Source organism: Tateyamaria omphalii (assembly GCF_001969365.1).
GTDB classification, from domain to species: Bacteria; Pseudomonadota; Alphaproteobacteria; order Rhodobacterales; family Rhodobacteraceae; genus Tateyamaria; species Tateyamaria omphalii_A.
In genome coordinates this window covers 3,287,234-3,312,038 of record NZ_CP019312.1, presented here as the reverse complement: position 1 = coordinate 3,312,038, position 24,805 = coordinate 3,287,234, and the positions used below count along the sequence as shown (strand labels likewise).

Sequence of the window (24,805 nt, the reverse complement as noted above, 5' to 3'; positions counted from 1 at the left end):
GTCACCTTTCATTGCGGTCCGTCAGCATCCGCCCGACCAGCTGGGCTGTGTAATCCACAATCGGAACGATCCGGCCGTAGTTCAGCCGCGTGGGTCCAATGACCCCAACCGCTCCGATAATCTTTCGATCCGCGTTCATATATGGGGAAACCACCAAAGAGGAACCCGAAAGTGAGAAAAGTTTGTTCTCTGAACCAATAAAAATGCGCACACCGTCGCCGTCCTGGGTCAGGTCCAGAAATTCGGCGATGTCACGCTTGCGTTCAAGATCGTCAAAAAGGGATCGGATGCGGTCCAGATCCTCTGCCTCAGACGAGTTGTCGAGCAGGTTGGCACGCCCGCGCACGATCAGGCGTTCTGGCGTGTCCCCCTCGCCGGTCCACGACGCAAGACCACTTTCGACCAGCGCGTGCGCCAGCGAATCGATCTCTTGCCGCCGGTCCGCGATCTCCCGCTGCATGATGGTTTTCACCTCACTCAGCGTGCGCCCTTCGATCATCGCGTTCAGGAAGTTGGCCGCCTCTCGCATGGACGACGGCGTTTGCCCGGGTGGCGGCTGAAACAAGCGGTTTTCGACATGCCCATCGGCAAAGACCAGAACCACCAGCGCTTGTTGGGGCCCCAAAGGTACAAAATCCAGATGCTTGATCGCGGCCTCGTGCTTTGGCGTCAGGACCAATGACGCGCCCTGGGTCACACCCGACAAAGCGGAGCCGACGCGATCCAGCAAACCGCCCACGTCACGTTCATTTGAGCCCAGTGTGGCGTCGATCTTTTCACGATCGGACTCGTCCGGCACCCCAACTTCCAGCAACCCATCGACAAACATTCGCAAGCCACGTTGCGTCGGGATACGGCCCGCGCTGACATGCGGGCTGTCGAGCAGGCCCATGAATTCCAAGTCCTGCATCACGTTGCGGATCGTCGCGGCACTGACCTTTTCACTGAAATCACGCGTCAGGGTGCGAGAGCCGACAGGATCGCCGGAATCCAGATACCCCTCGACCACACGGCGAAACACCTCTCGCGAGCGGTCATTCATTTCGTCCAGCAGTTTCTGCGTGTCGGTCATCTTTAGGTATTAAAGACCTCGGAAAACAAAGGTCAATCGGGGTTGCCACCAGTTGGGGCGCAGGGCTATCCCCAACACACACACTCAAAAGGACATCACATGCGCCCCTCTGGTCGAGAACTGAGCGAAATGCGGTCTGTTTCCATCGAAACAGGCTTTACCAAACACGCCGAGGGGTCCGCCCTGATCAAGGTGGGCGACACACATGTTCTGTGCACCGCAACAATCGAGGATCGTGTGCCGCCCTTCATCAAGGGGTCTGGGTTGGGTTGGGTCACCGCAGAATACGGTATGTTGCCCCGGGCAACAAACACCCGCATGCGTCGCGAAGCTGCGTCCGGAAAGCAGGGCGGTCGTACGGTCGAGATTCAGCGGTTGATCGGGCGTTCCCTGCGGGCGGGCGTGGACCGGGTTGCATTGGGAGAACGCCAGATCACAGTGGATTGCGACGTTTTGCAGGCCGATGGCGGGACACGCTGTGCCGCCATCACCGGCGGCTGGGTCGCGCTGCGGCTGGCTGTGAACAAACTGATGAAAGCCGGTGATGTCATCACCGATCCGCTGATCTCACCCGTCGCGGCGATCAGTTGCGGAATCTATGCGGGCCAACCCGTGCTCGACCTCGACTATCCCGAAGACAGCGATGCAGGCGTTGATGGCAACTTCATCATGACCGGTGACAAGCAATTGATCGAAGTGCAGATGAGCGCCGAAGGCGCGACATTCTCGCGCGATCAGATGAATGCCTTGATGGACTTGGCAGAAAAAGGGGTCGGAGAGCTGGTCGCTTTGCAACAAGGCGCCACAGCATGAGCCGGCGCTTTGATGGCGACAAGATACTGGTCGCCACACACAACGCAGGTAAGCTGGAAGAGATGGAGCAACTGTTCCACCCCTTTGGCGTGTCGGTCGTTGGAGCCAAGGACATGAATCTGCCCGAACCGGACGAGACCGAAACGACATTTGTCGGCAACGCGCGGATCAAGGCTCAAGCAGCAGTCAAGGCCACGGGCCTCCCTGCCCTCGCAGACGATTCCGGGATCGAGGTCGATGGCTTGGATGGCGCGCCCGGTGTGTACACCGCGGATTGGGCCGAAACACCAAACGGCCGCGACTTCATGATGGCCATGACACGCACAAATTCCGAACTGGTGGAACGCCAGGCGGCACAGCCTTGGACAGCGCGATTCTGCTCGACGCTCGTACTGGCCTGGCCGGATGGACATGAGGAGGTTTTCGCCGGAACGGTCGAGGGCACCTTGGTCTGGCCGGTCCGCGGCAAGCTGGGCCACGGCTATGACCCGATGTTCCAACCCATCGGCCACGACCGCACCTTTGCCGAAATGTCGGCGGACGAGAAAAACGCGATCAGCCACAGGGCCGACAGTTTCAAGAAACTGATCGCAGGTTGCTTTGGCTGAGGATTGGGAAGCCGGCGGTTTCGGGCTGTATGTCCACTGGCCGTTTTGTGCGGCCAAGTGTCCCTACTGCGACTTCAACAGCCATGTGACCAATGCAGTCGATCATGATGCGTGGCGTACAGCGCTGGTGTCAGAAGTAGAACGCGTTGGCGCCCTGACGCCGGGCCGTGTACTGCGGTCCGTTTTCTTTGGCGGCGGCACGCCAAGCCTTATGGCGCCCTCCACAGTCGACGCCGTCTTGAGCGCTGCCGCTCGAACATGGCCGATGGCCAACGATGTCGAAGTGACGCTTGAGGCGAATCCAACCTCGGTAGAGGCCGAAAAATTCGCCGCATTCCGAGCGGCTGGCATCAACCGCGTGTCGATGGGGATCCAGGCGCTCAATGACTCCGATTTGCGCGCACTTGGCCGTCTACATAGCGCGGCAGAGGGTCTGGCCGCATTTGATGTCGCCAGATCAACCTTTGATCGCGTGAGTTTCGATCTCATGTATGGGCGTCAGAAACAGTCTGTCATCCAATGGGAGCGCGAACTTCAGCAAGCGTTGGCGCTCAACCTTGATCATATCTCCTTGTATCAACTGACGGTTGAGCCGGGAACAGCATTCGGAGATCGGTACAAACGGGGGCAACTGCGCGGTTTACCGGACGACGACCTGTCCGCCGACATGTACGCACTGACGCAGGACATTTGCACAGCACACAACATGCCACGCTACGAAGTGTCAAACCATGCGCGCGACGGCGCTGAGTCGCGGCACAACCTCATCTACTGGAGATACGGAGACTATGCCGGGATTGGCCCTGGCGCGCACGGGCGACTTACTCTGAACGGTTCCCGCATCGCCACTGAACAACAGCGGATGCCGACAGCTTGGCTGCAAGGCGACACTCGTGAAACATCCGAGACGCTTTCGGGCGCAGATCAGGCGACGGAATACGTGATGATGGGTTTGCGTCTAAGCGAAGGTATCGACATGGATCGATACACCCAGCTGTCTGGTCGCAGTTTTAACCCAACCAAACTTGATGAGCTAATGGATATGGGCCTGATATCTGCATATCAGAACCGTTTATCCGTTACATATCAAGGGTTTAGCCTTCTGAATGGAGTGTTGAGGTCGCTCCTGGACAACTAGGTCGCACTAAGCCGGCGACACAGATCATCCAGTTGATCCAGCGTTTCGTACTGCAACGTCAGTGTACCAGATTCACCATCTGGCCTGTGCGCCAAAGACACTTTGACGCCCGTAGCCGCAGACAGATCATCTTCGAGCGCGCGAGTGTCCGCGTCCTTCTCGGCTTTTGGTTTCGCAGAGCCTGTGAATACCTTGTTTCCAGACGCCTCTGTTCCTTTTTTCACCAAGGCTTCGGTCGCCCGCACGGATAGGCCACCAGCGATGACCTTCTTGGCAAGCGCAACGGGATCATCTGCCGTGATCAACGCGCGCGCGTGCCCAGCGCTCAGCGATCCATCCGTCACGAATGTCTGAATGGCCTCTGGCAAATGCAAGAGCCGCAGTAGATTGGCAATATGACTGCGCGATTTACCCAGCGCCTCCGCCATCTTTTCCTGCGTATGGCCAAAGCGGTCCATCAGCTGCTTGTATCCCGCCGCCTCTTCAATCGGGTTCAGATCTGCTCTCTGGATGTTTTCAATAATGGCGACTTCCAGAACCTCAGTATCTGTAAAGTCGCGCACCAAGACAGGAAGTTCGTGCAGTTGCGCCTGTTGTGCTGCGCGCCAACGACGTTCACCCGCCACAATCTCGAACCCATCGCCGGATGGCCGGACAATCAGCGGCTGAAGAACGCCCTTCTCCTTGATCGACGCAATCAGATCTTCAAGCGGAGCGGCGTCGAACTGGCGGCGCGGCTGATTGGGATTCGGCTTGATCCTCTCAATCGGGACACGTTTTTCTCCCCCATCGGATGACGTCGTCGGCCCTGTCGGCTCATTCACATCAGCCATAAGGGCGGACAGACCACGACCCAGACCACGCTTTTTATCACTGCTCGCCATATCAGGCCCCTACTGCTGCATTGTTGGCGACCAGCTCCTTGGCCAGGTCGCGATAGGCTATCGCACCTTTAGAAGTGCTATCATACGCAAGCACCGGCACCGCAAAGGATGGCGCCTCGCTCACCCTCACATTTCGAGGAATCCGTGTCTTGAACACAATATCCCCAAGATTTTCACGTGCGTCCTGCTCAACTTGCTGAGACAAGTTGTTGCGCGCATCGTGCATTGTCAGCACCACACCTTCGATCCGCAAGTTCGGGTTGCCAGTTTGCCGGACCTCACGAATAGTGAGCATCAGTTGTGACAAGCCCTCGAGAGCGAAAAATTCGCTTTGCAGCGGAACAAGTATCGAATGTGATGCGATCATTGCGTTGACAGTCAAAAGGTTCAAAGACGGCGGGCAGTCAATCAGGATGAAATCGAATTCATAAGCATCCATGTCCGTCTGGCGCAGCGCGTCATGCAGTAGAAAGCTGCGCTTTTCATTCGAAATCAGTTCGATATCCGCTGAACTCAGGTCAACCGTTGCCGGGATGATCGCCAAATCCTCAATATCTGTGGCGAGGATCACATCTTGCAGCGCCACATCCTCCAGCAACAGGTCGTATGTCGTGCGTTCGCGGTCATCCATTTCGATGCCGAACCCGGTTGACGCGTTTCCTTGGGGGTCAAGATCTACAACAAGAACTCTGTGACCCAACTCCACCAACGCGGCCGCCAGATTGATGGTAGTCGTGGTCTTGCCCACTCCACCCTTTTGGTTGGCAACGGAAATAATCTTGGGCCCGGGCGGGCGCGTCGGATCAGACACGCTGGATATCCTTGATCTTTAGAACAACTGCTTCAACATCGGTTTTACTGGGCACAGCCTCATATGCAAACCGCCAGTTTTTTTCAGCTTCAGCCACTTCTTGCCGCCATTGGGCGCCCTTCTGAAAAATGCACAAGCCGTCTTCTGTAAGATGCCGCTGAGCAAACCCGAGCAACATGTCCAACGAGGCCAACGCACGAGCCGATATAGTATGAGCACATAGCGGCGGGATATCCTCGACCCGCTGCGCCATGACGATTATTGGAAGCTCCAACTCACGCGCACAGGTTCTAAGAAAAGCTGCTTTCCTCTGGTCGCTCTCGACAAGAATGCATTGCATTTCTCTCTTTTGCTCCTGAGCAAGGATCGCAACAACAACTCCCGGAAGGCCGCCACCGGTACCAAGATCAGCCCACACGCCTGGACGCTCTTCGAAAACTTGAGCGCTATCCCAAATATGTCTGACCTCCAGGTCAGCCAATGTGGACTTGGCGACAAGATTGATTTTCGGCGTCCACTTTCGGATCAGCGCAGCGTAAGCTTGAAGCTTATCGACTGTTTCACGTGAAACATTACGCGATGCCCAGTCCGGTATCGCGTTCATGCCGATCTCTTTTCCAAATAACGGATACGTCCCAGGATCAGAGCCAGTGCCGCTGGCGTCATACCATCAATCCGACCCGCCTGCGCCAAATCCGACGGTTGAACAGTCATCAGCTTACTTTGCAGTTCAGATGAGAGTCCTGAGATTGCGGAGTAGTCAAAACCCGCAGGGATCTTTAGCTGCTCGTCCTTGCGAAGTTTTTCAATGTCCTTCCGTTGCCGCGCGATGTAATTTGCGTACAAGGCGTCACGCGCAACCTGCTCCTGAATTTCGGACGCGTAGTTATCCAGATCCGGAACCAGGTTTTTTACATGATCGAAAGTCACATCGGGGAACGCCAAAACCTGAAATGGAGTCCGCTTCGTTCCATCCTGATTGATCCGGATTCCCTGCTCGGCAATTTGTTTTGGTGTGAATTGCTCCTCCTGCAACCGCGTCCGCAATCCATCCAACGCAGCCCTTTTTCGTTCAAAAACAGCATATCGCGCGTCAGACACGCAACCCAAGTTACGGCCCAACTCAGTCAGCCGTTGATCAGCATTGTCGGCGCGCAACGACAAACGAAACTCAGCGCGTGATGTAAACATCCGATATGGCTCGGTCACGCCGCGGGTCGTCAGATCGTCAATCATCACTCCGATATAGCTTTCATCGCGACGAAACCTCACAGGTTCCCGCCCGACAACTGAATGCGCTGCGTTTATCCCAGCGACAAGACCTTGTGCCGCCGCCTCCTCATAACCTGTGGTGCCGTTGATCTGCCCGGCCAAATACAATCCTTGAATGCCCCGCACGGCAAGATCCGCATTCAACGACCGAGGATCCACATAATCGTACTCAATGGCATAACCGGGCTGAAGGATTTTGGCATTCTCCAAACCAACCATGGAGCGGACGTACTCCACTTGAATATCTGCCGGAAGAGATGTCGAAATCCCATTTGGATAAATCGTATGGTCGTTCAATCCTTCCGGCTCAAGGAACACTTGATGACTATCCTTGTCCGCGAAACGAACGATCTTATCCTCGATCGAGGGGCAATACCTCGGGCCAACACCCTCAATATGCCCGCCATACATCGCTGACCGACCAAGATTTTCCCGAATAATATCGTGGGTTTCACTATTCGTATGCGTGATTCCACATGCAATTTGCCGTAGGGGGGCAAATGTAGACAGGAAAGAAAACAGGCTGGGCTCCGCATCTGCGTCCTGAACGTCAAGAATGTCCCAGCGGATCGTTCGTCCGTCCAGACGCGGTGGTGTCCCCGTTTTAAGACGGCCCATCGGCAGGGCGAAACTGTCCATTCGGTCTGCCAGCGGCACAGACGCTTCATCTCCCATTCGCCCACCGGAATATGACGAATCGCCAATATGGATCACGCCGCGCAAGAATGTGCCAGTCGTCAAAATGACCGCTGATGCCGAGATTTCGCTTCCGTCTCGCAGGATGACGCCTGAAACATCATCGCCGTCCATACGAAAATCAATGACCTCGCCTTCAACCACGTTCAAATTCGGCATCTCTTCGGTGATCCGCAGCATCGTACTCTGATAAACAGCGCGATCAGATTGCGTGCGCGGACCCTGAACCGCTGGACCTTTTCGGCGGTTCAGCAACCGGAACTGGATCCCCGACGCGTCCGCCACGCGGCCCATAACGCCATCCATGGCGTCGATTTCCCGTACGAGATGTCCCTTTCCCAAACCTCCGATCGCCGGATTGCATGACATCACACCGATGCCAGACCGTTTCATTGTTACCAACGCCGTAGACACACCCATGCGAGCGGACGCATGTGCAGCTTCGGTCCCGGCGTGTCCTCCGCCAATAACCACAACGCCAAAATGTTTCACGTGAAACACTCCATCACTTACCTAGGCAAAAACTGGAAAAGATTTCATCCAGCAGATTCTCAACATCCACACGCCCAACAACCGCCTCCAAGGATCGAATCGCAACGTGCATCTCATCCGCGGCAATATCATACTGATCTGGCCCCGCCGCCACCAATGTGGACGCCGATGACAAATCAATCAATGCGCGTTCCATCGCCGCGCGGTGCCGCTCATGTGTGACAAGGCCAGCTGATTGGCTGCGGTTTAGCAGTGCTTTTGTGACATCCTGGACCAAATCATCAACACCCACTCCCGTTGCTCCGGAAACAGCGGGCAAGTCATCGACTCTCAGATCAGCTTTGGGTGCACGCACCACGTCCCCATCCTGTACCGGGACCAGCAGTTCTTCACCGGGTTCCACGAGAAAAACACGCAAGTCCGCGTCCCGCGCCCGCGATATCGCCCGCGTAATTCCTTCGGCCTCAATCTGATCTTCGGATTCTCGAAGACCTGCCGTATCCAGCAAGGTGACAGGTAGGCCATCCAGATCCATCCGCACCTCGATGACATCCCGGGTCGTGCCCGCGATGTCCGATGTGATCGCTGCCTCACGCTGTGCCAGTGCATTTAACAAAGTGGATTTACCGACATTTGGTGCACCCACAATCGCAACGTCAAAGCCAACCCGGATCCGCTCTGCCGCCGAAAAACCCACTAGCTGTTTGCGGATGCCATATGTCACTTGCTCCAACAGGTCCTGCACCTCGGGCGTGACATCAACAGGTACGTCCTCATCCGCGAAATCTATCGTCACTTCAATCAAAGCTGCCGCTCGGATCAAAAGGCTGCGCCAGGTCTCGATCTGCGCCCCAAGCGCACCCGATACTGCTCGTAGCGCCTGTTGCCGCTGTGCTTCGGTCTCCGCTTCGATCAGATCACCCAAACCTTCGACCTGGGCCAGATCCATCTTGTTGTTTTCAAGCGCGCGGCGGGTAAATTCTCCGGGCTCCGCCATACGCGCTTCGGTTTTACCCAACTCCCGCAAAACGGCGGAAACCACAGCGACACTTCCATGAAGGTGCAGTTCAACGACGTCCTCACCCGTGAAACTGCGCGGGGCATCGAAAACAAGGATCAGGGCGTGATCGAGGGGTTGCGCTTTCGCGTCACGCAACACACGCGTCACCATCTGCCTGGACTGTGGCAGATCGGAACAAAGCCCCCGGGCAACACGTTTTGCTGCCGGGCCCGAAATACGGACAACCGCAACGCCAGCACGTCCCTGCGCCGTGGCGAGGGCAAAGATCGTATCCATCCCTCTTCCTCCGGCGAATGGATCAGGTGTTCATTGAGTCAAAGAACTCGCTGTTCGTCTTGGTCTGTTTCAACTTTGAGATCAGGAATTCAATCGCGTCGGTCGTGCCCATCGGGTTGAGGATGCGGCGCAGCACAAATGTCTTGGCCAGATCGACTTTGTCGACCAGCAGATCCTCTTTCCGCGTCCCGGACTTGAGAATGTCGATCGCGGGGAACACGCGCTTGTCTGCAATCTTACGATCCAGGACGATTTCAGAGTTACCAGTGCCCTTGAATTCTTCAAAGATCACCTCATCCATGCGGCTGCCGGTCTCGATCAGACCCGTTGCAATGATGGTCAGCGATCCACCTTCTTCGATGTTACGCGCAGCACCAAAGAACCGTTTGGGGCGCTGCAATGCGTTGGCATCAACACCACCTGTCAGCACCTTACCGGACGATGGCACGACAGTGTTGAATGCTCTACCAAGTCTTGTGATCGAATCCAAAAGGATAACAACATCTCGCTTATGTTCCACAAGGCGCTTGGCTTTTTCAATCACCATTTCCGAAACCGCCACGTGGCGAGTCGCCGGTTCGTCAAAGGTGGAACTCACGACTTCCCCCTGAACTGACCTCTGCATGTCGGTCACCTCTTCGGGGCGCTCGTCAATCAGCAAAACGATCAAGTAACATTCTGGATGGTTCTGTTCGATGCTGGACGCGATGTTTTGCAGAAGAACCGTCTTACCGGTGCGCGGCGGAGCCATGATCAATGACCGCTGCCCTTTCCCGATCGGGGCTACCAGGTCGATGATGCGTGCCGACCGATCCTTGGTTGTCGGGTCTTTCTTTTCCAATGTCAGCCGTTCATCGGGATAAAGCGGCGTCAGGTTGTCAAAGGCAATCTTGTGCTTGGCGCGCTCGGGCTCTTCAAAGTTGATCTTGGTCGCATTGGTCAGGGCAAAGTAACGCTCGGTATCGTCGGGCGCCTTGATCACCCCTTCAATCGTGTCGCCGGTGCGGAGTGAATATTGCCGGATCATATCGGGCGAGACATAGATGTCATCGGGACCTGGCAGATAATTCGCCTCTGGGGAGCGAAGAAAGCCAAAGCCGTCCTGAAGAACCTCCAGCACGCCATCGCCAGAAATTTCCCATCCCTCGTCCGCGCGCTCGCGCAGGATCTGGAACATCATTTCGCCCTTCCGCATGGTCGAGGCGTTTTCGATCTCAAGCTCTTCTGCGGTGGAAAGGAGGTCTTTGGGGCTTTGCGCCTTGAGGTCAGCAAGGGCGAGGCGTTCTGCGGTCATGGGAATACTCTTGGCCCGCAGTGTTGCAGCGGTGCGCGTCCAGTCAAATGTGAAAGCTGTGTGCGGTCCCCGGACGGGGTGCGAGGCAGCACATAAGTGCTGTGGCGGCAGGAGTCAATGAACTCAGAACTTCAGGACGACCGACAGTACGATCAGAACCATGAGAAGCGTCGGCACTTCGTTCATCATTCGGTACTGCCGCCCGGTCTTGACCGGCCCGCCCGCAGCAAATGCCTTGCGCTGCTTGCTCAGCCAGCCATGGAAGCCGGACATTGCGAGGATCCCGATCAGTTTGGTCCAGGGCCAGACGGCACCCCAGTCAATCACGCCGGGGATGGCGGCGAGTGCCAGCCCAAAAAGCCAGGTTGCGATCATGGCTGGGTTCATGATGACCTTGAGCAGCTTGTATTCCATGGTTTGAAACAGGGCGTGGGTTTCTCCTTCGAGACCGACGCTTTCTGCGTGGTAGACATAGAGGCGGGGGAGGTAGAACAGGGCGGCCATCCAGGCGATGACAGACATGATATGCAGCGCCTTGATCCAGGGATAAAGGGAGATGAGAAAATCCATGCGTTCGCCTGTCCGTGAAGTTCGGCGCCACCCTTATAAATAAATATAAGAAAGAAAAGAGATGATGATTTTGTAGGGGTCGGGATTTCTGTGGATTATCCGTTTATCCATGCAGTGTCCCATGGTGGGACATGTTTTGACATTTTGTTAACGTCTTCGGAAAAACAGTAAAAAACAAAATAAAAACAAACACTTGTTTAGGTCATCGGTAACAGTGGTTGTGGAAAAACATGTGCTTAACAAGTCATGAACGGACTTGTCCTCATGCCACGGTTTATTCTTACCCATGGGGTATGAACGCTTGGCAAAGTGCCTGATTTTGACCAAAGATCTCCGCTGTCGCCAGATGTGCCTTGCCTTCGCGGTTTTGATCCCACACTTCGACCTCAGCAGCACACAGGGATATCCACATGACCACCCCCATCGTCCTTGCGTCCGGTTCGTCGATCCGGGCACAGCTTTTGCGCAATGCCGGTGTGCCCTTTGATGCCATGGCGCCGCGTGTGGACGAGGATGCGATCAAGGACGCGCTGATCGCAGAGGGCGCCCCGCCTCGCGACGTCGCGGATGCGCTGGCCGAGATGAAAGCGCGCAAGGTTGCCGACAAGGTGCCGGGGGCCATGGTGATCGGGTGTGATCAGGTGCTGGCCTTTGATGGACAAATTCTGTCAAAACCTTCCGACCCAGAAGAGGCTACAGATCAGTTGCGCGCCATGCGCGGTGAACGGCACATGCTTTTGTCGGCCGCCGTGATCTATCACGAGGGAAAACCGATCTGGCGGCATGTCGGACAGGTCCGGTTGCGGATGCGGCAGGTGTCGGATGGCTACCTGAATGACTATATGGCCAGAAATTGGGATGACATCCGCCATTCAGTTGGCGCATATCAGCTAGAGGCCGAGGGGGTGCGGCTGTTTCACAGCATCGAGGGGGACTATTTCAATGTTCTCGGGATGCCACTGTTGGAACTGCTCGCCTTCCTGACGCTGCGTGGGGTGATCGACGGATAATCGAAGGCAGGTAAGAATGAGCGACAAAATTCCTTTGGCGGGCGTCATCGGAACGCCGATAGCGCATTCAAAGTCGCCGCAATTGCATCGCCACTGGCTCAGAACGCTTGGGTTGAAGGGCGATTACATCCCGATGGATGTTGCTGCACGGGATCTGGAGGATGTCTTGCGCACGCTGCCCAAAGCCGGATTTGTGGGGGTGAACATCACCATCCCTCACAAGGAGGCCGCGCTGGAACTTGCCGATCTTGTCACAGATCGCGCGACCCTCATCGGGGCTGCCAATACGTTGATTTTCCGCAGGGACGGACAAATTCATGCGGACAACACGGACGGGTATGGTTTCATCGAGAACCTGAAAGCCGGTGCGCCGCATTGGGACCCGGGGGCTGGACCGGCCACGGTGATGGGCGCGGGCGGGGCGGCACGGGCGGTCCTTGCGTCTTTGTTGGATGCGGGCGTGCCTGAGATTCTTTTGACCAACCGAACACGGGTTCGTGCGGAAAAACTGGCGGATGATTTCGGCAAGAAGGTGTCGGTTGTGGACTGGGTTCAGGCGGGCAATGTTCTGGAGGATTCAGCGCTTGTCGTGAACACCACGTCGCTGGGTATGATTGGAAAGCCCGCCATGCGCGTGCCACTGGACGGGTTGCGCGCAGGCACACTTGTGACCGATCTGGTTTATGCCCCGCTCAAGACCGATCTTCTTGCTGCTGCCGAAGCGGCAGGCTGTGTCACGGTCGATGGTTTGGGGATGTTGCTGCATCAGGCGGTTCCCGCCTTTGAGCGGTGGTTTGGTCATCGCCCTGTTGTGGACAGCGCAACGCGTGCGGCGGCGCTGCGATGACTTTCAAACTTGGCCTGACCGGGTCCATCGGGATGGGGAAATCGACGACTGCGGCGATGTTTGTCGAAGAAGGCTGTGCGCTTTGGGATGCAGATGCCGCCGTGCATAGATTGTACGATGTCGGCGGTGCCGCTGTGGCCCCGATGCAGGCGCAATTCCCCGACGCGGTGGCAGACGGTGCCGTATCCCGTGAAAGACTGCGGGTGATCATCGCAGACGACCCAACGGCCCTGAAAGCCATCGAAAGCATCGTCCACCCCCTTGTCGTGACCGACAGGCAGAATTTTCTGGCGGGGGTTGATGCCGACATTGTCGTCTTTGATATCCCGCTTCTGTTTGAAACGGGCGGTGACAAGGCCATGGATGCCGTTGCTGTTGTCCATGTGGATGCAGCCACGCAACGGGCCCGCGTCCTTGCCCGCGGATCCATGACGGACGCGCAGTTTGACGCCATTCTGACAAAACAGATGCCGAGCGCGGAAAAGTGTGAGCGCGCGGATTATGTCATTGAAACAGACACAGTTGAACATGCCCGCGCGCAGGTTCATTCTGTGGTTCGGCAGATCAGGGGCAGCGTCGCACATGCGTGAGATTGTACTGGACACAGAGACCACGGGATTTGATCCCGAAAGCGGTGACCGGATCGTGGAAATCGGTGCCATCGAGTTGATCGGCCACGTCCCGACCAGCAACGTGTTCCATGAATATATCGACCCCGAACGCGCCATGCCGCAAGAGGCGTTTGAGGTGCATGGGCTTGGCGATGATTTCCTGCGGGGCAAACCGAAATTCGCGGAATTGGGTCAAAAGTTCGTGGATTTCATCGGCGACGCAAAGCTGGTGATCCACAACGCGGCCTTTGACATGAAATTTCTGAATGCCGAGCTGAAGTGGATGGGCCTGCCGCAACTTCCGTTTGATCGCGCCATCGACACGTTGGATATCGCGCGCCGCCGGTTTCCCGGCTCGCCTGCATCGCTTGATGCGCTATGCCGTCGCTTTGGCATCGACAATTCGGCCCGTACCCTGCACGGCGCGCTGCTGGACAGTGAAATTCTGGCCGAGGTGTATCTGGAACTGATCGGGGGGCGGCAGCCCGATTTTGGTCTGTCCACCCGTGGCGGCAGCAGCGCCGACACCGTTGATATTGAGGCCTGGACCCCCCCGCCGCGGCCCCGCCCTCTGCCCGAGCGGCTGACAGCCGAAGAAGCGTCAGCACATGCCGCGTTTGTTGGCGGTTTGGGGGACGCGACGCTGTGGCACAAATAAAAAAGCCCGGTGCGGGCACCGGGCCTTTTTCAGATTGATCAGGGTCAGTTGACCGGTTCGGATGGCGCGGCTTCTTTTTGCCGACGCGCGATTTCGTTGCGGTAGAGCGATACGAAGTCGATGTTTTCCAGGTTCAGCGGCGGGAAGCCGCCGTCGCGGGTGATGTCGCTGACCACGCGGCGCAGGAACGGGAAGATCATGCGCGGGCATTCGATCAGCAGGAACGGGTGCATCTGATCCTCGGGCACGTTTTCGATGTGGAACATGCCGACATAGTCGATCTCCAGAACGAACAGAACGGTGTCACCTTCCTTGGCTTTGGAGGTCACGTTCAGCTTGATCGAGCATTCGTATTGGTTGTCCTGGGCGCGTTTCTTTGCGTCCAGGTTCACCTGAACCTGAACGTCGGGCTGCACGTCCGGTGCAGCACCTTTCTGCGACACGATGTTTTCAAATGACATATCGCGAATGTATTGACCCAATACGCGCATCTGCGGCGCAGCGGGCTGTGTGGCTTGTTCTTCGGCCATCTGTTTTCTCTCCGAGGCAAATAAAATGTCACCGCTGTCGTAGCAGCTTGGCCCGTTGGCCTCAATGCTTGGTCCAGCCGGAGGGGCCATGAACCTCGCGTTGGTCGGGATCAACCTCGGTATATTCGCCATCGACGATGTTGGGATCGGGGCGGGGCGTGCCATGCGTCGAGAACGTTGTGACCTTGATCCGCGACCGTGCCCAGCGGAAGACCGCAAGGCGCACGCCCGGCACCAGAAGCGCAAAGCCCACGGCGTCGGTGAAGAAACCGGGTGTCAGCAGCAGGGCGCCGGAAAAGAGGATCATGGCGCCGTGGGCCAGTGCCTCGCTGGGGTCGCGCATCTGGTTGAACGATGACTTTACCTGCCCGAGCGCCTGCATGCCTTGCGCCCGCACCAGCATCGTGCCGAGCACGGCGGTGATCACCACGATCAGCAGGGTCCAGCCCAGCCCGATCGCGCCACCGATCTGGATGAACAGGGCGATCTCGATCAGCGGAACCAGAAGAAAGGCCAAAAACAGCCACATCCAAGCAATCCTTTCGTTTTCCACAAGGGGCCGTACAGTGGACTTGCGCCCCTTGCGCACCTACATAAGGGTCCGACGGCGCAATCGCCACCCGACCCCGAAAGACGAGGATTGAATGAACTCTCCGCTTATCCAGTTACTGGTGCTTGCCGGCATCGCTGTTTTCCTGATTTTGCGCCTTAAAAACGTGTTGGGAACACGCGAAGGGTTCGAACAGCCCCCCGTTCCGAAACAGCCCAGTGATCGGTTGAACCGCCCCGACCTTGAGGTGATTGAGGGTGGGCCGGACTTGGACATCACCGACCACGTGGAAGAGGACAGCGACGCGGCCAAGGCGCTGGCCGAGATGAAGCGGGTTGAGCCATCGTTCCACGTGGCAGAGTTTCTGGGCGGTGCCCGTGGTGCCTATGAAATGATCGTGATGGGATATGAGAACGGCAACCTTGCCGACATCCAGCCGTTCCTGTCCGAAGAGATTTACGAATCCTTTGTCGACGGCGTCGCCGCGCGCGAGGATCAGGGACTGACCATCGAGGCGGAGTTTGTGGGTGTACGCGAGCTGAAGCTGACGGATGCAACATTCGATCCCGACACAAGCGAAGGCGAGTTGACGATCCGCTTTGTCGCAGAACTTAAATCTGCTGTTCGCGATCAGGGCGGAGATATCGTAGAAGGTAGTCTGACTGAGGTGAAGCGGCAGAAAGACACATGGGCCTTCTCCCGAACGATGGGTGCGGACGATCCGAATTGGATACTTGTGTCGACCGACGCATAGTCCGGTTTTGGGTATCGGTTGTCTGCGCAACCTTCTGGGCCATGACAGCCTCTGCGTCCGATATCAAATACACCGTACTTGATTTTGCGTCCCTCGACGGTTGGGCGCAAGATGACCATGCGGCGGCCCTGACGACCTTTCGCAACACGTGCCAAGACATGGATGATCCCGATTGGACATCGCTTTGTGCCTTGGCGGGCGACGTGCCCGACGCGCGCGCATTCTTTGAATTGTTCTTTCGCCCGGTTCTGATCGAAGATGGTCAGCCTGCCATGTTCACGGGTTACTTTGAACCGGAGCTGGACGGGTCGCTGACGCGCAGTGCGCGCTACCGCTATCCTGTTTATGCCATGCCACCCGAAGCACGGGCCATCCGCCCCTGGCTGACACGGCGGCAAATCCTTGAAGGGCCATTTCTGCAAGGTCGTGGGCTCGAAATTGCTTGGGTCGATGATCCGGTCGAGCTGTTTTTTCTGCAGATCCAGGGATCAGGGCGAATCCGCTTACCGAACGGCCAGATGATCCGCGTTGGATATAGCGGCTTTAACGGGCACGAGTATCGGTCCGTGGGTGCGGAACTGGTGCGGCGCGGCACCTATGCCGCGCATCAGGTCAGCGCGCAGGTCATCCGGAATTACGTACAGCGCAATCCCGATGTTGGAAAAGAGTTGCTGTACCACAACCCGTCCTATGTGTTCTTTCGTGAGGTGAGCGAAGTCCCCGCCGAACGCGGGCCATTGGGTGCCATGAACAGGTCGATTACAACCATGCGGTCCATTGCCGTTGATCCGAAATTCGTGCCGCTGGGCGCACCGGTCTGGATCGAAAAGGACGGGGCGGACCCGTTGCGGCGCTTGATGATCGCGCAGGATACAGGCTCGGCCATCAAGGGTGCGCAGCGGGCCGATGTATTCTTTGGCACGGGTGATGAGGCCGGGCGGGCCGCAGGGCGATTGCGTGATCCTGGTCGGATGATGGTGTTGATGCCGATACAGCGCGCCTATGCGCTGCTTCCCGAGGGTGCGATATGACCCGTCGCAAGTTACGGCCAGAGGAAGAGGACCTGTGGCGAAAGGTGGTGGATAAGACGGATCGCCTGCACCCGGAAAAGCCATTTCATCCGGATGACTTTGTGACAACGCCGTCGCCCGCACCCCGATCCAGACAGATATTCGAGGTTGCACCAGCCAGACCGAATGGGCGCCCGGCCGGATCAAAAACGTCCGTTAATCTTACACCATCCATCGTGGATCAGGTTGCCGCGCAACCGGTGCAGATGGACCGCAAGGCCTTTGCCCAGATGAAGCGCGGCAAATTGCAGCCCGAGGGTAAGTTGGACCTGCACGGAATGACGACGGACCGTGCGCACCCGGCCTTGATCCGTTTTATCCTGTCGGCGCATGGGCAAGGCAAGCGGTTGGTTCTGGTGGTCACCGGCAAAGGCAAGCACCGCGATGACGATGGGCCGATCCCGGTGCGCTTTGGCGTGTTGCGGCATCAGGTGCCGCAATGGCTGTCGATGCCGCCCCTGTCGTCGGTCGTTTTGCAGGTGAGCCAAGCCAATGTGCGCCATGGCGGTGGCGGTGCCTATTACGTCTACCTACGCCGGCAGCGGTAGCGTGCGCCGGGCGCGCGCGATGCCGGTCCACATGCTGCACGACGCCAAAATAAAATAGGCGGCGACGCCGATATATTGCGTGTTCAGCGGCACCCCAAGGTCGATCAATACGCCTGTGATCAAAGGCCCGATGGCCGAACCCAACACCATGACGGCGGCGGCCATCGCCTTGATCGACCCGATGAACCGCGTGCCGTAAAATTCGGCCCAGAATGCATTGGGAAAGGTTGAATTGGCCCCGGTGGTCATGGCGAAGAACACAAGGCCAAGCGCCACCATCCCCAGCTGATCTGCCCATGCAAAGCACAGGAACGCCGCGACGAGGGGCGCTTGGTAAAACGGGATCAGCCGCGCCGTGCCAAAACGGTCAAGCGCGAAGCCGGACAGAACCATCGCGCCGATGCCGACGCCCGTGTAAATCGGAAAGAGCGCGACAAGCGACAGGTGGGTCCAGCCATTGACCTGCGCATAATGCGCTTGTTGGAAGAAAAAGGCGGTGCCGAAGGCCGAGAGGCCGAGGAGTGCCGGGACCATGAACCAGAACAGTGGATGGTTTAGCGCCTCGCCCCGCGTCCAATGCCGGGCGCCCATCCCGGCGGCTTGGTCCTGCGATGCCATGGATTGTGGCGTGCGTTCTTCGCGCAAGAGCTTTGACAGGGCTGGTACACCCAGTAGGGCAATGCAGGCTGCAATCCCCCAAAGCAGGCGCCAATCCAGGACAGTCATCAACGATACGAACAGCACTGGCAGGATCGCTTCGCCAAGGGAAAACCCCAGTGTTGCAACGGCCAGGGCGCGTCCGCGCGTGGCGACGAACCAGCGCGCCATGGCCACGATGGCGATGTGGCTGGTCATGCCCTGCCCCATGAGCCGCAGCGCAAAGATGACGATGGGCAGGACAATCACGTAAGGGTTGATGGCCATCGCCAGGCAGGACAGGGCCAGCATGACCAGCACAGCCACGCCCAGCGTACGCGCGCGGAACTGATCCGTCAGACCGCCCGCCCACACCATGACCAGAGCCGAGGCCGTTGTGCCCAGCGCATACATCGCGCCCCAACTGCCGTGGGTCAGTCCGAATTCATCCTGGATCTGACCGGCGAAGATGGAGATGAAGAATGTTTGCCCGAACGAGGACAGAAGTGTCAGCAGCGCCCCCGCGGCGAGCCATTGCCGGTTGTCCTTGAGGAATGCACCGATGGGTTCGGGGTGGCGGTGGGTGCCTGTCACCGGGCGTCACTGGCCGTGGTTTCGGTTTCCCTTTGTCGGACCGGTGCTCTGATCCGTCGCGCGCCGGGGATTGTCAGAACCGTGCCGGGGCGCCCGCGCAGGAATTCGCGGTCCAGATCCGACGATCGCCTGAGCAGCTGGATCAGCGCGGGTGACCCCCCGGCGACAAAGTGGTTGCCCGATTTTCGGTCGGTAAAGGCGGTGACATCCACGACCGTGATTGGCAAATCCGCGACTGCGTCTGCGTTCTGGATGTTCCCAAGCTGCGATTTCTCGCCCCTGAGGCGCGAGGACACGCGCAGGATCGCATCCTTGCGCGACACCATCACCACGAACGGGTCCGGCGCTTTTTCGATGCGTGAGAATTGGCTGCGGAACACATCGACGTTGATGTCTGGAGACAACAGGATCACGGCGTTGATGTTGCGCCCGGTCCATCCGGGTTCGGCGATTTCAAGCTGCCGCAGTGTTTCCATGACCAGCGCACTTCCCATGGAATGCGCCACGAGGATGATGTCGGGCTGGCCTGCCGATCGGATCAGGCGCAGCATATCCGCGAGGCCGTCGCGGGCAAAGAGTGCGCTGTCTTGGTCGTATTCGTACCCCAAAGGATTGCCGCGGCTTGGCCAGGAATAGGTGACATGCGTGCCCGGTATCTCAAGATCCTCGGCCAATTGGGCGAGGCGAAAGGCCGAGTCGGTGAAGCTGTTGTTGAAGCCGTGGACGAAGAGCGTCACCTCGCGCTGGTTCGGGGGTTGGGACCGGATGTCCGCCTCAAGCGACGCGCGAAAGCTTTGGTCCGAGGGAAAGCGGTCGAGCCCTGCCATGACAAAGTCGCGGTCCGGTTTCGGTCGGTCCTGCCCGTCCGACACGGTGCCCAGCGCGCGACCGGGCGGCAGGGATACGGTGGCTTGCAACAGGTTCAGGGTCTTTGACCGGCCGATCCCGTATTCACCTGCGTCATTGATGCCGCGGGTGGTGCCGATGAAGACATTTCGATTTGTACCGATCTCGAGCGCCGCGGGAATGATGGGCGCCGCCGTTCTGTCGCTGCACGAGGCCAGCGCAAGGATCAGGACCAAAAGTAGTGCGCGCATTCCAAGCCCTTGCCCATTCGATACCCCGGATGTACCCGAGCGAATGGAAAACGGCTAGAGCACGTATCGGCTGACATCCGTGGATCGCGCAAGTTCGCCGAGATGGGTTTCGACAAAATCCGCGTCAACGGTGATGCTGTCCCCGGCGCGATCCGGTGCGGTGAATGACAGTTCTTCGAACACGCGCTCCATCACGGTGTAAAGCCGTCGTGCGCCGATGTTCTCGATGCTTTTGTTCACCTCGGCCGCGATGCGGGCCAAGGCGCGAATGCCTTCGGGTTCAAACGTCACGGTGACCTCTTCGGTCTTCATCAGGGCGGTGTATTGCAGGGTCAGGGCGTTGTCCGTCTCTTCGAGGATGCGGACAAAGTCGTCTTCGGTCAGGTCGCGCAACTCGACCCGGATGGGCAATCGGCCCTGTAACTCGGGTAGCAGGTCAGACGGCTTTGCTATGTGGAACGCGCCCGAGGCAATGAACAGGATGTGGTCCGTTTTGACCGGACCATGTTTCGTGCTGACGGTGGTTCCCTCGATCAAGGGCAGCAGGTCGCGTTGCACGCCCTCGCGGCTGACATCGGCGCCGCGTGCGTCGGACCGTGCACAGACCTTGTCGATCTCGTCCAGGAACACGATGCCGTTTTCCTGCACGGCCTCCAACGCTGCCTTGGTCACGATTTCATCGTCCAGCAGTTTGTCTGCCTCTTCGCCGATCAGCACCTCGTAGCTTTGCGCCACGGTCAGCTTTTTGCGCACGGTGCGTCCGCCCAGCGCTTTGCCAAAGATATCGCCAAGGTTCATCATGCCCATGCCGCCCCCCGGCTGTCCTGGGATGTCCATGGTCGGGAATGGGTTGCTGGTGTCGGCCACTTCCAGCTCGATCAGGGTGTCGTCAAGCTCACCCGCCTTCAACTTTTTTCGGAACATGTCGCGCGTGCCTTCCCGCGCGTCGGTCCCTGCAATGGCTTCGATCACGCGGTCTTCGGCGGCCTTGTGCGCGTTTGCTTTGACATCTTCGCGCATGTGGTCGCGTGTCTGCGCGATGGCTGCATCGACCAGATCGCGGATGATCTGTTCAACATCGCGCCCGACATAACCCACTTCGGTGAATTTCGTTGCCTCAACCTTGAGGAACGGTGCACGCGCCAGCTTGGCCAGACGGCGGCTGATCTCTGTCTTGCCCACGCCGGTGGGTCCGATCATCAGGATATTTTTCGGATACACCTCATCCCGAAGGTCGTCGCCAAGCTGTTTGCGACGCCAGCGATTGCGCAGGGCCACGGCCACGGCGCGCTTGGCGTCCTTTTGTCCAATGATGAAACGATCAAGTTCCGAGACGATTTCGCGGGGGGTCAGGTCAGTCACAAGCGGCCCGTTTGTTACAAGTGTCCCGCCTTACCTATGCGAAAACAGCCGAAACGCAACGATCGGTGCGCATTTCGTTGTCATTGCATCACTTGCGCGAGAGGCTGGGTTATTTTGTCGCGACGGCAGCGTAGGTTGGCGGCGTCACACGCATTACCGGAGATTTCCCATGACCAACCGCCGTTCCTTCTTGATTGGATCCGCCACGATTCTCGCCTCGACCGCCATGCCGTCCCTTGGATTTGCCGGGGGTCACGGGCGCGTCGGTGAATTCACCGGTAAAAGCAATCATGTCACCAAAGGTCGGGCCGAGGTCGTGACCAAGAACGGGAAAAGCCAGGTGATCCTGTTGGATGATTTCTGGTTCGATGGGGCGCCCGACCCCAAGGTCGCGCTGGGCCGCAACGGATATGACAAGGACACGCTGATGGGGCTGCTTAAGGCCAATGCAGGCCAGCAGACATTTGACGTGCCCGCCGGGGTCGATGCCGCCACGTATAACGAGGTCTGGATCTGGTGTGAAAAATTCAATGTCCCGCTGGGGGTGGCCAAACTGAATTGACCCTCAATCATCTGCATTGAAAAGGCCGCTGAGAGGTTCAGCGGCCTTTGTGTTCAGGACAAAATCTGTGTGTTCAATTCGTCCGTCATCATTGTGTCGAACCAATGAGGATAGCGCTTGTTGGGTGGCGCAATGTCAGACAATGCCTTCTGCTCATCCGGTGTCAGGGTCAGCCCCGGTGCCGCGAGCGCCGCATCCATATGGCTCATCTTCGATGCGCCAAAGATCACGCTGTGACTCCGATCCTGCGCCAGAATCCATGCCAACGCGACGGTCGCGGGATGCGCCCCATGCGCCTTGGCGATGTCGGTCAGTGTTTCGATCATCTTGCGTGCCGTGCCGGTGTCGATACCCAGAAAATCGCCACCCTCGCTCAGGCGTCCCTCACCGTCTTCCAGTTTTTCGGGATCGTACTTGCCCGACAGCAATCCACCGGCAAGCGGTGACCACGCCATCAGCCCGCCGCCCATGTCCGCCATCATTGGCAGCACATCCTGTTCGATGTCGCGGGACACGAGGTTGTAGAGGTATTGACCGGCTACAAACGGCGCCAGACGATGATCGCGTTGGTATTGCACAGCGCGCGCCACCTGCCAGGCGGGCCAATTTGACACGCCGAGATAACGTACCTTGCCGTGCTCGACGGCAGTCTGCAGCGCGGCGAGGGTTTCCTCGACCGGGGTGGTGAAATCGGTTTTATGCAGAACGAGCAGGTCAATGTGGTCAATGCCCATGCGGTCCAGGCTGCCGTCGATTTGCTTCAGCACATGGGCACGGCTTAGGCCCGCGTCACCGATCTGGTCCGACTGACGGAACCCCAGCTTGGTGCAAATGACCGCTTCGTTCCTGCGCTTTCCCAGCGCTTTGCCCAGGATCACTTCGGATTCGCCGCTGGAGTATCCATCGGCCGTGTCAAAGAAGTTCACACCAGACCCGAGGGCGTGGTGCACCATTTCGGTTGCGTCGTTCTGATCGACCTTTGCCACGCCGGGAATCCATTCCGAACCGGCGTTGAATGTCATCGTGCCAAAGCACATGCGGCTGACGATCAGACCGCTGTTGCCCATGCGGGTATAGGTCATCTCGGTCATTTCCTGATCCTTTCCACCGTCAGGTTGCCGTTGGTGTAAACGCAGATATCTGCGGCGATTTGCATTGCATCGCGCGCAACGGCTTCGGCATCCCTGTCGCTGTCCATCATGCCGCGCGCGGCGGCGAGCGCGTAGTTGCCGCCTGATCCGATGGCGGTTACGTCATGTTCGGGTTCCAGCACGTCGCCGGCCCCGGTGATCACGAACATGTCGGCGCCGTCGGAGACAATCAGCATCGCCTCCAGCTTTTGCAGGTACTTGTCGGTGCGCCAATCCTTGGCCAGCTCCACGCTGGCTCGCGCCAGTTGGCCCGGCGTCGCTTCCAGCTTTGCTTCAAGCCGTTCCAGCAGCGTAAAGGCGTCTGCGGTTGAACCTGCAAACCCAGCCACCACGTCATATCCACCGGGGCTGAGCCGCCGCACCTTGCGCGCGGTGCCTTTGATCACCGTCTGGCCCAGCGAGACCTGGCCGTCCCCGGCAATCACGACCTCGCTGTCTTTTTTCACACCAATGATCGTCGTCCCGTGCCATCCGGGAAACTCTGAGCTGGCCATGCGGCTCTCCTTGTTCAATTGCCCGATATATGGCGGTCTGGCCAAAGACGGGCAAGGGTCGGTTGCCGGTCGTGGTCCGGCTGCATAGGGTGCACACATGCCGCAGCCCAAACGCGTTCGCTTCTATTTAGACCCTGATACCAAGCGTCGGGCTGAAGCAGGCGAACACAATTTCATCCGAAAGATTGAAAATGTCCTCCGCCCCCGCGGGTTCGAGGTGTCCTATCATCGGAATGTGCTTTCGGAACGGCTGAAGGCGGTGTCGCGGCGGGGTTACTCTCTGTCCGAGATGACGCCACCACCGAACCTTCATGGCCTGACTTTTCGCCGCGTCTACCATTATCCGTTCTGGCAGATACAGCCGACGGAAAAACGGTGGCATTGGGATGTCGCGCGTGCCGATTTCCCCGCCGCGGATATTCCGATGGCGGAGGCGAAACGCTTCTATTCCTTCTGGCAAAAGCGTGTGGCGGGATCGTTGCTGGGTGACATCTCGGATGACGGTTTTGTCTACATCCCGCTGCAAGGTCGCCTGCTGGATCAGCGGTCATTCCAAATCTGTACGCCGCTCGACATGATTGCGCGGACACGTGCGGCTTGCCCGGACCGCGACATCGTTGCGACGCTTCATCCCAAAGAGACATACACGCAGGCCGAGCGGGCGGCGTTGGAGCGGCTGGCACAGACGGACACCCGTCTGACAATCCAAACGGGCGGTCGGGAGGTGTTGCTGCCTCGTTGTTCTTTTGTTGTCACGATGAACTCAGGTCTTGCGTTTGACGCGATGTTTTTTGGTAAACCTGCGGTCACCTTCGCCAGAACGGATTTCCATCATGCCACGGTGGATGGGCAGGATGCGGATGCATTTCAAGACGTCGAAACGCATTGTCCGAATTATGCGGCATATGTCTGGTGGGTGTGGCAGCACATGGCGATCAACGCAGGTCACGGCAGTGCCGAGGCCAAGATTGCAGCGAAATTGAAGGCTGCCGGTTGGCCGATGGCGTAAGGGCACCCGCACGGCGGATGCCCTTCGAAAGTCTTAGATGCTGTCTTCGATCCAGCTTTGCAGTGCGGCCTTTGGCGCGGCACCAGCGCGGTTCGAAATCACTTCGCCATTCTTGAAGATGAACAGCGCAGGAATACCACGAACGCCCATCTGCGCGGGCGCGTTCGGGTTCTCGTCCACATTGACCTTTGCGATCTTAATCTTGCCTTCCATCTCGGACGACAGCTCTTCCAAGGCTGGGCCGATCTGTTTGCACGGGCCGCACCATTCGGCCCAGAAGTCCACCACGACGGGGACATCGGAATTTTTGACTTCGGCGTCGAAAGTCGCGTCAGTGACTGCCACGGTTGCCATGTGAGTTCTCCTGCCAGGCTC

General features: G+C 58.1%; 28 protein-coding genes. 12 read left to right on the top strand and 16 right to left on the bottom strand.

Annotated features, from left to right (window positions below):
* Position 1 precedes the first annotated feature (1 nt).
* Positions 2 to 1,072, bottom strand: coding sequence for a heat-inducible transcriptional repressor HrcA (gene hrcA / locus BWR18_RS16635; protein WP_076629560.1), 1,071 nt, complete (start codon positions 1,070 to 1,072; stop codon positions 2 to 4).
* A gap of 99 nt (positions 1,073 to 1,171) precedes the next feature.
* Here hrcA and rph point away from each other — a divergent pair, with 99 nt between their 5' ends.
* The 3 genes from rph to hemW are packed head-to-tail and all read left to right on the top strand — an operon-like array spanning position 1,172 to position 3,631.
* Positions 1,172 to 1,885 (top strand): ribonuclease PH, encoded by a 714-nt coding sequence (gene rph / locus BWR18_RS16630; protein WP_076629559.1) that lies wholly within the window; start codon positions 1,172 to 1,174, stop codon positions 1,883 to 1,885.
* Positions 1,882 to 2,493, top strand: coding sequence for an RdgB/HAM1 family non-canonical purine NTP pyrophosphatase (rdgB, locus tag BWR18_RS16625; RefSeq protein ID WP_076629558.1), 612 nt, complete (start codon positions 1,882 to 1,884; stop codon positions 2,491 to 2,493). Before rph ends, rdgB begins: the two co-directional genes overlap by 4 nt.
* Complete coding sequence (gene hemW / locus BWR18_RS16620; RefSeq protein ID WP_076629557.1) at positions 2,486 to 3,631, top strand: radical SAM family heme chaperone HemW; 1,146 nt, start codon at positions 2,486 to 2,488, stop codon at positions 3,629 to 3,631. Before rdgB ends, hemW begins: the two co-directional genes overlap by 8 nt.
* Here hemW and BWR18_RS16615 read toward each other — a convergent pair.
* From BWR18_RS16615 to BWR18_RS16585, 7 genes are all read right to left on the bottom strand, one after another.
* A complete protein-coding gene (locus tag BWR18_RS16615; RefSeq protein ID WP_076629556.1) occupies positions 3,628 to 4,515 on the bottom strand; it encodes a ParB/RepB/Spo0J family partition protein in 888 nt (295 codons plus the stop codon). The two genes, hemW and BWR18_RS16615, sit on opposite strands and share 4 nt — an antisense overlap.
* Position 4,516: 1 nt before the next feature.
* Positions 4,517 to 5,326 carry a ParA family protein gene (locus BWR18_RS16610; RefSeq protein WP_076629555.1) on the bottom strand — a complete coding sequence of 270 codons (810 nt, stop codon included), beginning with the start codon at positions 5,324 to 5,326 and terminating at the stop codon, positions 4,517 to 4,519.
* Complete coding sequence (rsmG, locus tag BWR18_RS16605; RefSeq protein WP_076629554.1) at positions 5,319 to 5,930, bottom strand: 16S rRNA (guanine(527)-N(7))-methyltransferase RsmG; 612 nt, start codon at positions 5,928 to 5,930, stop codon at positions 5,319 to 5,321. The genes BWR18_RS16610 and rsmG overlap by 8 nt, the downstream gene beginning before the upstream one ends.
* The gene (gene mnmG, locus BWR18_RS16600) at positions 5,927 to 7,786 is read right to left on the bottom strand and encodes a tRNA uridine-5-carboxymethylaminomethyl(34) synthesis enzyme MnmG (RefSeq protein ID WP_076630376.1); all 1,860 of its coding nucleotides are present in this window, start codon (positions 7,784 to 7,786) and stop codon (positions 5,927 to 5,929) included. The genes rsmG and mnmG overlap by 4 nt, the downstream gene beginning before the upstream one ends.
* A 13-nt stretch (positions 7,787 to 7,799) precedes the next feature.
* Positions 7,800 to 9,083 carry a tRNA uridine-5-carboxymethylaminomethyl(34) synthesis GTPase MnmE gene (gene mnmE, locus BWR18_RS16595; RefSeq protein ID WP_076629553.1) on the bottom strand — a complete coding sequence of 428 codons (1,284 nt, stop codon included), beginning with the start codon at positions 9,081 to 9,083 and terminating at the stop codon, positions 7,800 to 7,802.
* Positions 9,084 to 9,105: 22 nt separating this feature from the next.
* Complete coding sequence (gene rho / locus BWR18_RS16590; protein WP_076629552.1) at positions 9,106 to 10,377, bottom strand: transcription termination factor Rho; 1,272 nt, start codon at positions 10,375 to 10,377, stop codon at positions 9,106 to 9,108.
* 123 nt (positions 10,378 to 10,500) lie between these two features.
* Positions 10,501 to 10,947: a CopD family protein gene (locus BWR18_RS16585; RefSeq protein WP_076629551.1), complete on the bottom strand. Its 447-nt coding sequence runs from the start codon at positions 10,945 to 10,947 to the stop codon at positions 10,501 to 10,503.
* A gap of 410 nt (positions 10,948 to 11,357) precedes the next feature.
* Between BWR18_RS16585 and BWR18_RS16580 the strand changes: the two genes are divergently transcribed.
* Genes BWR18_RS16580 through dnaQ form a run of 4 tightly spaced genes read left to right on the top strand, consistent with a single transcriptional unit; the run spans position 11,358 to position 14,073 of the window.
* The gene (locus BWR18_RS16580; protein WP_076629550.1) at positions 11,358 to 11,957 is read left to right on the top strand and encodes a Maf family protein; all 600 of its coding nucleotides are present in this window, start codon (positions 11,358 to 11,360) and stop codon (positions 11,955 to 11,957) included.
* Positions 11,958 to 11,973: 16 nt separating this feature from the next.
* Positions 11,974 to 12,804, top strand: coding sequence for a shikimate dehydrogenase (locus tag BWR18_RS16575; protein ID WP_076629549.1), 831 nt, complete (start codon positions 11,974 to 11,976; stop codon positions 12,802 to 12,804).
* The gene (coaE, locus tag BWR18_RS16570) at positions 12,801 to 13,394 is read left to right on the top strand and encodes a dephospho-CoA kinase (protein ID WP_076629548.1); all 594 of its coding nucleotides are present in this window, start codon (positions 12,801 to 12,803) and stop codon (positions 13,392 to 13,394) included. Before BWR18_RS16575 ends, coaE begins: the two co-directional genes overlap by 4 nt.
* Entirely contained in the window at positions 13,387 to 14,073 is a 687-nt protein-coding gene (gene dnaQ, locus BWR18_RS16565) for a DNA polymerase III subunit epsilon (RefSeq protein WP_076629547.1), read from the top strand. The genes coaE and dnaQ overlap by 8 nt, the downstream gene beginning before the upstream one ends.
* Before the next feature lie 44 nt (positions 14,074 to 14,117).
* On the opposite strand, the gene secB is transcribed toward dnaQ, so the two are convergent.
* Positions 14,118 to 14,603: a protein-export chaperone SecB gene (gene secB / locus BWR18_RS16560; protein WP_076629546.1), complete on the bottom strand. Its 486-nt coding sequence runs from the start codon at positions 14,601 to 14,603 to the stop codon at positions 14,118 to 14,120.
* A 61-nt stretch (positions 14,604 to 14,664) separates the two neighbouring features.
* Entirely contained in the window at positions 14,665 to 15,132 is a 468-nt protein-coding gene (locus BWR18_RS16555; protein ID WP_076629545.1) for an FxsA family protein, read from the bottom strand.
* Positions 15,133 to 15,247: 115 nt separating this feature from the next.
* Between BWR18_RS16555 and BWR18_RS16550 the strand changes: the two genes are divergently transcribed.
* From BWR18_RS16550 to BWR18_RS16540, 3 genes are read left to right on the top strand one after another with little or no spacing between them, the layout of a single operon-like run.
* A complete protein-coding gene (locus BWR18_RS16550) occupies positions 15,248 to 15,907 on the top strand; it encodes a Tim44/TimA family putative adaptor protein (RefSeq protein WP_076629544.1) in 660 nt (219 codons plus the stop codon).
* Positions 15,908 to 15,948: 41 nt separating this feature from the next.
* A complete protein-coding gene (gene mltA / locus BWR18_RS16545) occupies positions 15,949 to 16,938 on the top strand; it encodes a murein transglycosylase A (RefSeq protein ID WP_076629543.1) in 990 nt (329 codons plus the stop codon).
* Positions 16,935 to 17,525, top strand: coding sequence for a Smr/MutS family protein (locus tag BWR18_RS16540; RefSeq protein ID WP_076629542.1), 591 nt, complete (start codon positions 16,935 to 16,937; stop codon positions 17,523 to 17,525). The genes mltA and BWR18_RS16540 overlap by 4 nt, the downstream gene beginning before the upstream one ends.
* Here the strand turns inward: BWR18_RS16540 and BWR18_RS16535 are convergent.
* Genes BWR18_RS16535 through hslU form a run of 3 tightly spaced genes read right to left on the bottom strand, consistent with a single transcriptional unit; the run spans position 17,508 to position 21,214 of the window.
* Positions 17,508 to 18,755 carry an MFS transporter gene (locus BWR18_RS16535; protein ID WP_254684886.1) on the bottom strand — a complete coding sequence of 416 codons (1,248 nt, stop codon included), beginning with the start codon at positions 18,753 to 18,755 and terminating at the stop codon, positions 17,508 to 17,510. The genes BWR18_RS16540 and BWR18_RS16535 overlap by 18 nt on opposite strands.
* Positions 18,752 to 19,852: an alpha/beta hydrolase gene (locus BWR18_RS16530; protein ID WP_076629541.1), complete on the bottom strand. Its 1,101-nt coding sequence runs from the start codon at positions 19,850 to 19,852 to the stop codon at positions 18,752 to 18,754. Before BWR18_RS16530 ends, BWR18_RS16535 begins: the two co-directional genes overlap by 4 nt.
* Before the next feature lie 54 nt (positions 19,853 to 19,906).
* The gene (gene hslU / locus BWR18_RS16525) at positions 19,907 to 21,214 is read right to left on the bottom strand and encodes an ATP-dependent protease ATPase subunit HslU (protein ID WP_076629540.1); all 1,308 of its coding nucleotides are present in this window, start codon (positions 21,212 to 21,214) and stop codon (positions 19,907 to 19,909) included.
* Between the two features lie 169 nt (positions 21,215 to 21,383).
* On the opposite strand from hslU, the gene BWR18_RS21920 reads away from it, so the two are divergent.
* A complete protein-coding gene (locus BWR18_RS21920) occupies positions 21,384 to 21,776 on the top strand; it encodes a DM13 domain-containing protein (protein ID WP_076629539.1) in 393 nt (130 codons plus the stop codon).
* Positions 21,777 to 21,829: 53 nt separating this feature from the next.
* Here BWR18_RS21920 and BWR18_RS16515 read toward each other — a convergent pair whose 3' ends face one another.
* Positions 21,830 to 22,867 carry an aldo/keto reductase gene (locus BWR18_RS16515; protein ID WP_083957741.1) on the bottom strand — a complete coding sequence of 346 codons (1,038 nt, stop codon included), beginning with the start codon at positions 22,865 to 22,867 and terminating at the stop codon, positions 21,830 to 21,832.
* Positions 22,864 to 23,421, bottom strand: a complete 558-nt coding sequence (gene hslV / locus BWR18_RS16510) for an ATP-dependent protease subunit HslV (protein WP_076629538.1) — start codon at positions 23,419 to 23,421, stop codon at positions 22,864 to 22,866. The genes BWR18_RS16515 and hslV overlap by 4 nt, the downstream gene beginning before the upstream one ends.
* A gap of 97 nt (positions 23,422 to 23,518) precedes the next feature.
* Here hslV and BWR18_RS16505 point away from each other — a divergent pair, with 97 nt between their 5' ends.
* Complete coding sequence (locus BWR18_RS16505) at positions 23,519 to 24,430, top strand: capsular polysaccharide export protein, LipB/KpsS family (protein WP_076629537.1); 912 nt, start codon at positions 23,519 to 23,521, stop codon at positions 24,428 to 24,430.
* 33 nt (positions 24,431 to 24,463) lie between these two features.
* Here BWR18_RS16505 and trxA read toward each other — a convergent pair whose 3' ends face one another.
* The gene (trxA, locus tag BWR18_RS16500) at positions 24,464 to 24,784 is read right to left on the bottom strand and encodes a thioredoxin (RefSeq protein ID WP_076629536.1); all 321 of its coding nucleotides are present in this window, start codon (positions 24,782 to 24,784) and stop codon (positions 24,464 to 24,466) included.
* Between the last annotated feature and the right edge of the window lie 21 nt (positions 24,785 to 24,805).

What these genes read in the sequence shown, in the direction of transcription:
- BWR18_RS16575 (WP_076629549.1), top strand. Translation starts at nt 11,974, where the DNA reads ATGAGCGACAAAATTCCTTTGGCGGGCGTCATCGGAACGCCGATAGCG.
- coaE (WP_076629548.1), top strand. Translation starts at nt 12,801, where the DNA reads ATGACTTTCAAACTTGGCCTGACCGGGTCCATCGGGATGGGGAAATCG.
- rdgB (WP_076629558.1), top strand. Translation starts at nt 1,882, where the DNA reads ATGAGCCGGCGCTTTGATGGCGACAAGATACTGGTCGCCACACACAAC.
- BWR18_RS16550 (WP_076629544.1), top strand. Translation starts at nt 15,248, where the DNA reads ATGAACTCTCCGCTTATCCAGTTACTGGTGCTTGCCGGCATCGCTGTT.
- BWR18_RS16540 (WP_076629542.1), top strand. Translation starts at nt 16,935, where the DNA reads ATGACCCGTCGCAAGTTACGGCCAGAGGAAGAGGACCTGTGGCGAAAG.
- BWR18_RS16585 (WP_076629551.1), bottom strand. Translation starts at nt 10,947, where the DNA reads ATGGATTTTCTCATCTCCCTTTATCCCTGGATCAAGGCGCTGCATATC.
- BWR18_RS16580 (WP_076629550.1), top strand. Translation starts at nt 11,358, where the DNA reads ATGACCACCCCCATCGTCCTTGCGTCCGGTTCGTCGATCCGGGCACAG.
- mltA (WP_076629543.1), top strand. Translation starts at nt 15,949, where the DNA reads ATGACAGCCTCTGCGTCCGATATCAAATACACCGTACTTGATTTTGCG.
- BWR18_RS16515 (WP_083957741.1), bottom strand. Translation starts at nt 22,867, where the DNA reads ATGACCGAGATGACCTATACCCGCATGGGCAACAGCGGTCTGATCGTC.
- BWR18_RS21920 (WP_076629539.1), top strand. Translation starts at nt 21,384, where the DNA reads ATGACCAACCGCCGTTCCTTCTTGATTGGATCCGCCACGATTCTCGCC.
- mnmE (WP_076629553.1), bottom strand. Translation starts at nt 9,083, where the DNA reads ATGGATACGATCTTTGCCCTCGCCACGGCGCAGGGACGTGCTGGCGTT.
- trxA (WP_076629536.1), bottom strand. Translation starts at nt 24,784, where the DNA reads ATGGCAACCGTGGCAGTCACTGACGCGACTTTCGACGCCGAAGTCAAA.
- BWR18_RS16615 (WP_076629556.1), bottom strand. Translation starts at nt 4,515, where the DNA reads ATGGCGAGCAGTGATAAAAAGCGTGGTCTGGGTCGTGGTCTGTCCGCC.
- secB (WP_076629546.1), bottom strand. Translation starts at nt 14,603, where the DNA reads ATGGCCGAAGAACAAGCCACACAGCCCGCTGCGCCGCAGATGCGCGTA.
- rsmG (WP_076629554.1), bottom strand. Translation starts at nt 5,930, where the DNA reads ATGAACGCGATACCGGACTGGGCATCGCGTAATGTTTCACGTGAAACA.
- BWR18_RS16530 (WP_076629541.1), bottom strand. Translation starts at nt 19,852, where the DNA reads ATGCGCGCACTACTTTTGGTCCTGATCCTTGCGCTGGCCTCGTGCAGC.
- rph (WP_076629559.1), top strand. Translation starts at nt 1,172, where the DNA reads ATGCGCCCCTCTGGTCGAGAACTGAGCGAAATGCGGTCTGTTTCCATC.
- BWR18_RS16505 (WP_076629537.1), top strand. Translation starts at nt 23,519, where the DNA reads ATGCCGCAGCCCAAACGCGTTCGCTTCTATTTAGACCCTGATACCAAG.
- hrcA (WP_076629560.1), bottom strand. Translation starts at nt 1,072, where the DNA reads ATGACCGACACGCAGAAACTGCTGGACGAAATGAATGACCGCTCGCGA.
- BWR18_RS16555 (WP_076629545.1), bottom strand. Translation starts at nt 15,132, where the DNA reads ATGTGGCTGTTTTTGGCCTTTCTTCTGGTTCCGCTGATCGAGATCGCC.
- hslV (WP_076629538.1), bottom strand. Translation starts at nt 23,421, where the DNA reads ATGGCCAGCTCAGAGTTTCCCGGATGGCACGGGACGACGATCATTGGT.
- rho (WP_076629552.1), bottom strand. Translation starts at nt 10,377, where the DNA reads ATGACCGCAGAACGCCTCGCCCTTGCTGACCTCAAGGCGCAAAGCCCC.
- dnaQ (WP_076629547.1), top strand. Translation starts at nt 13,387, where the DNA reads ATGCGTGAGATTGTACTGGACACAGAGACCACGGGATTTGATCCCGAA.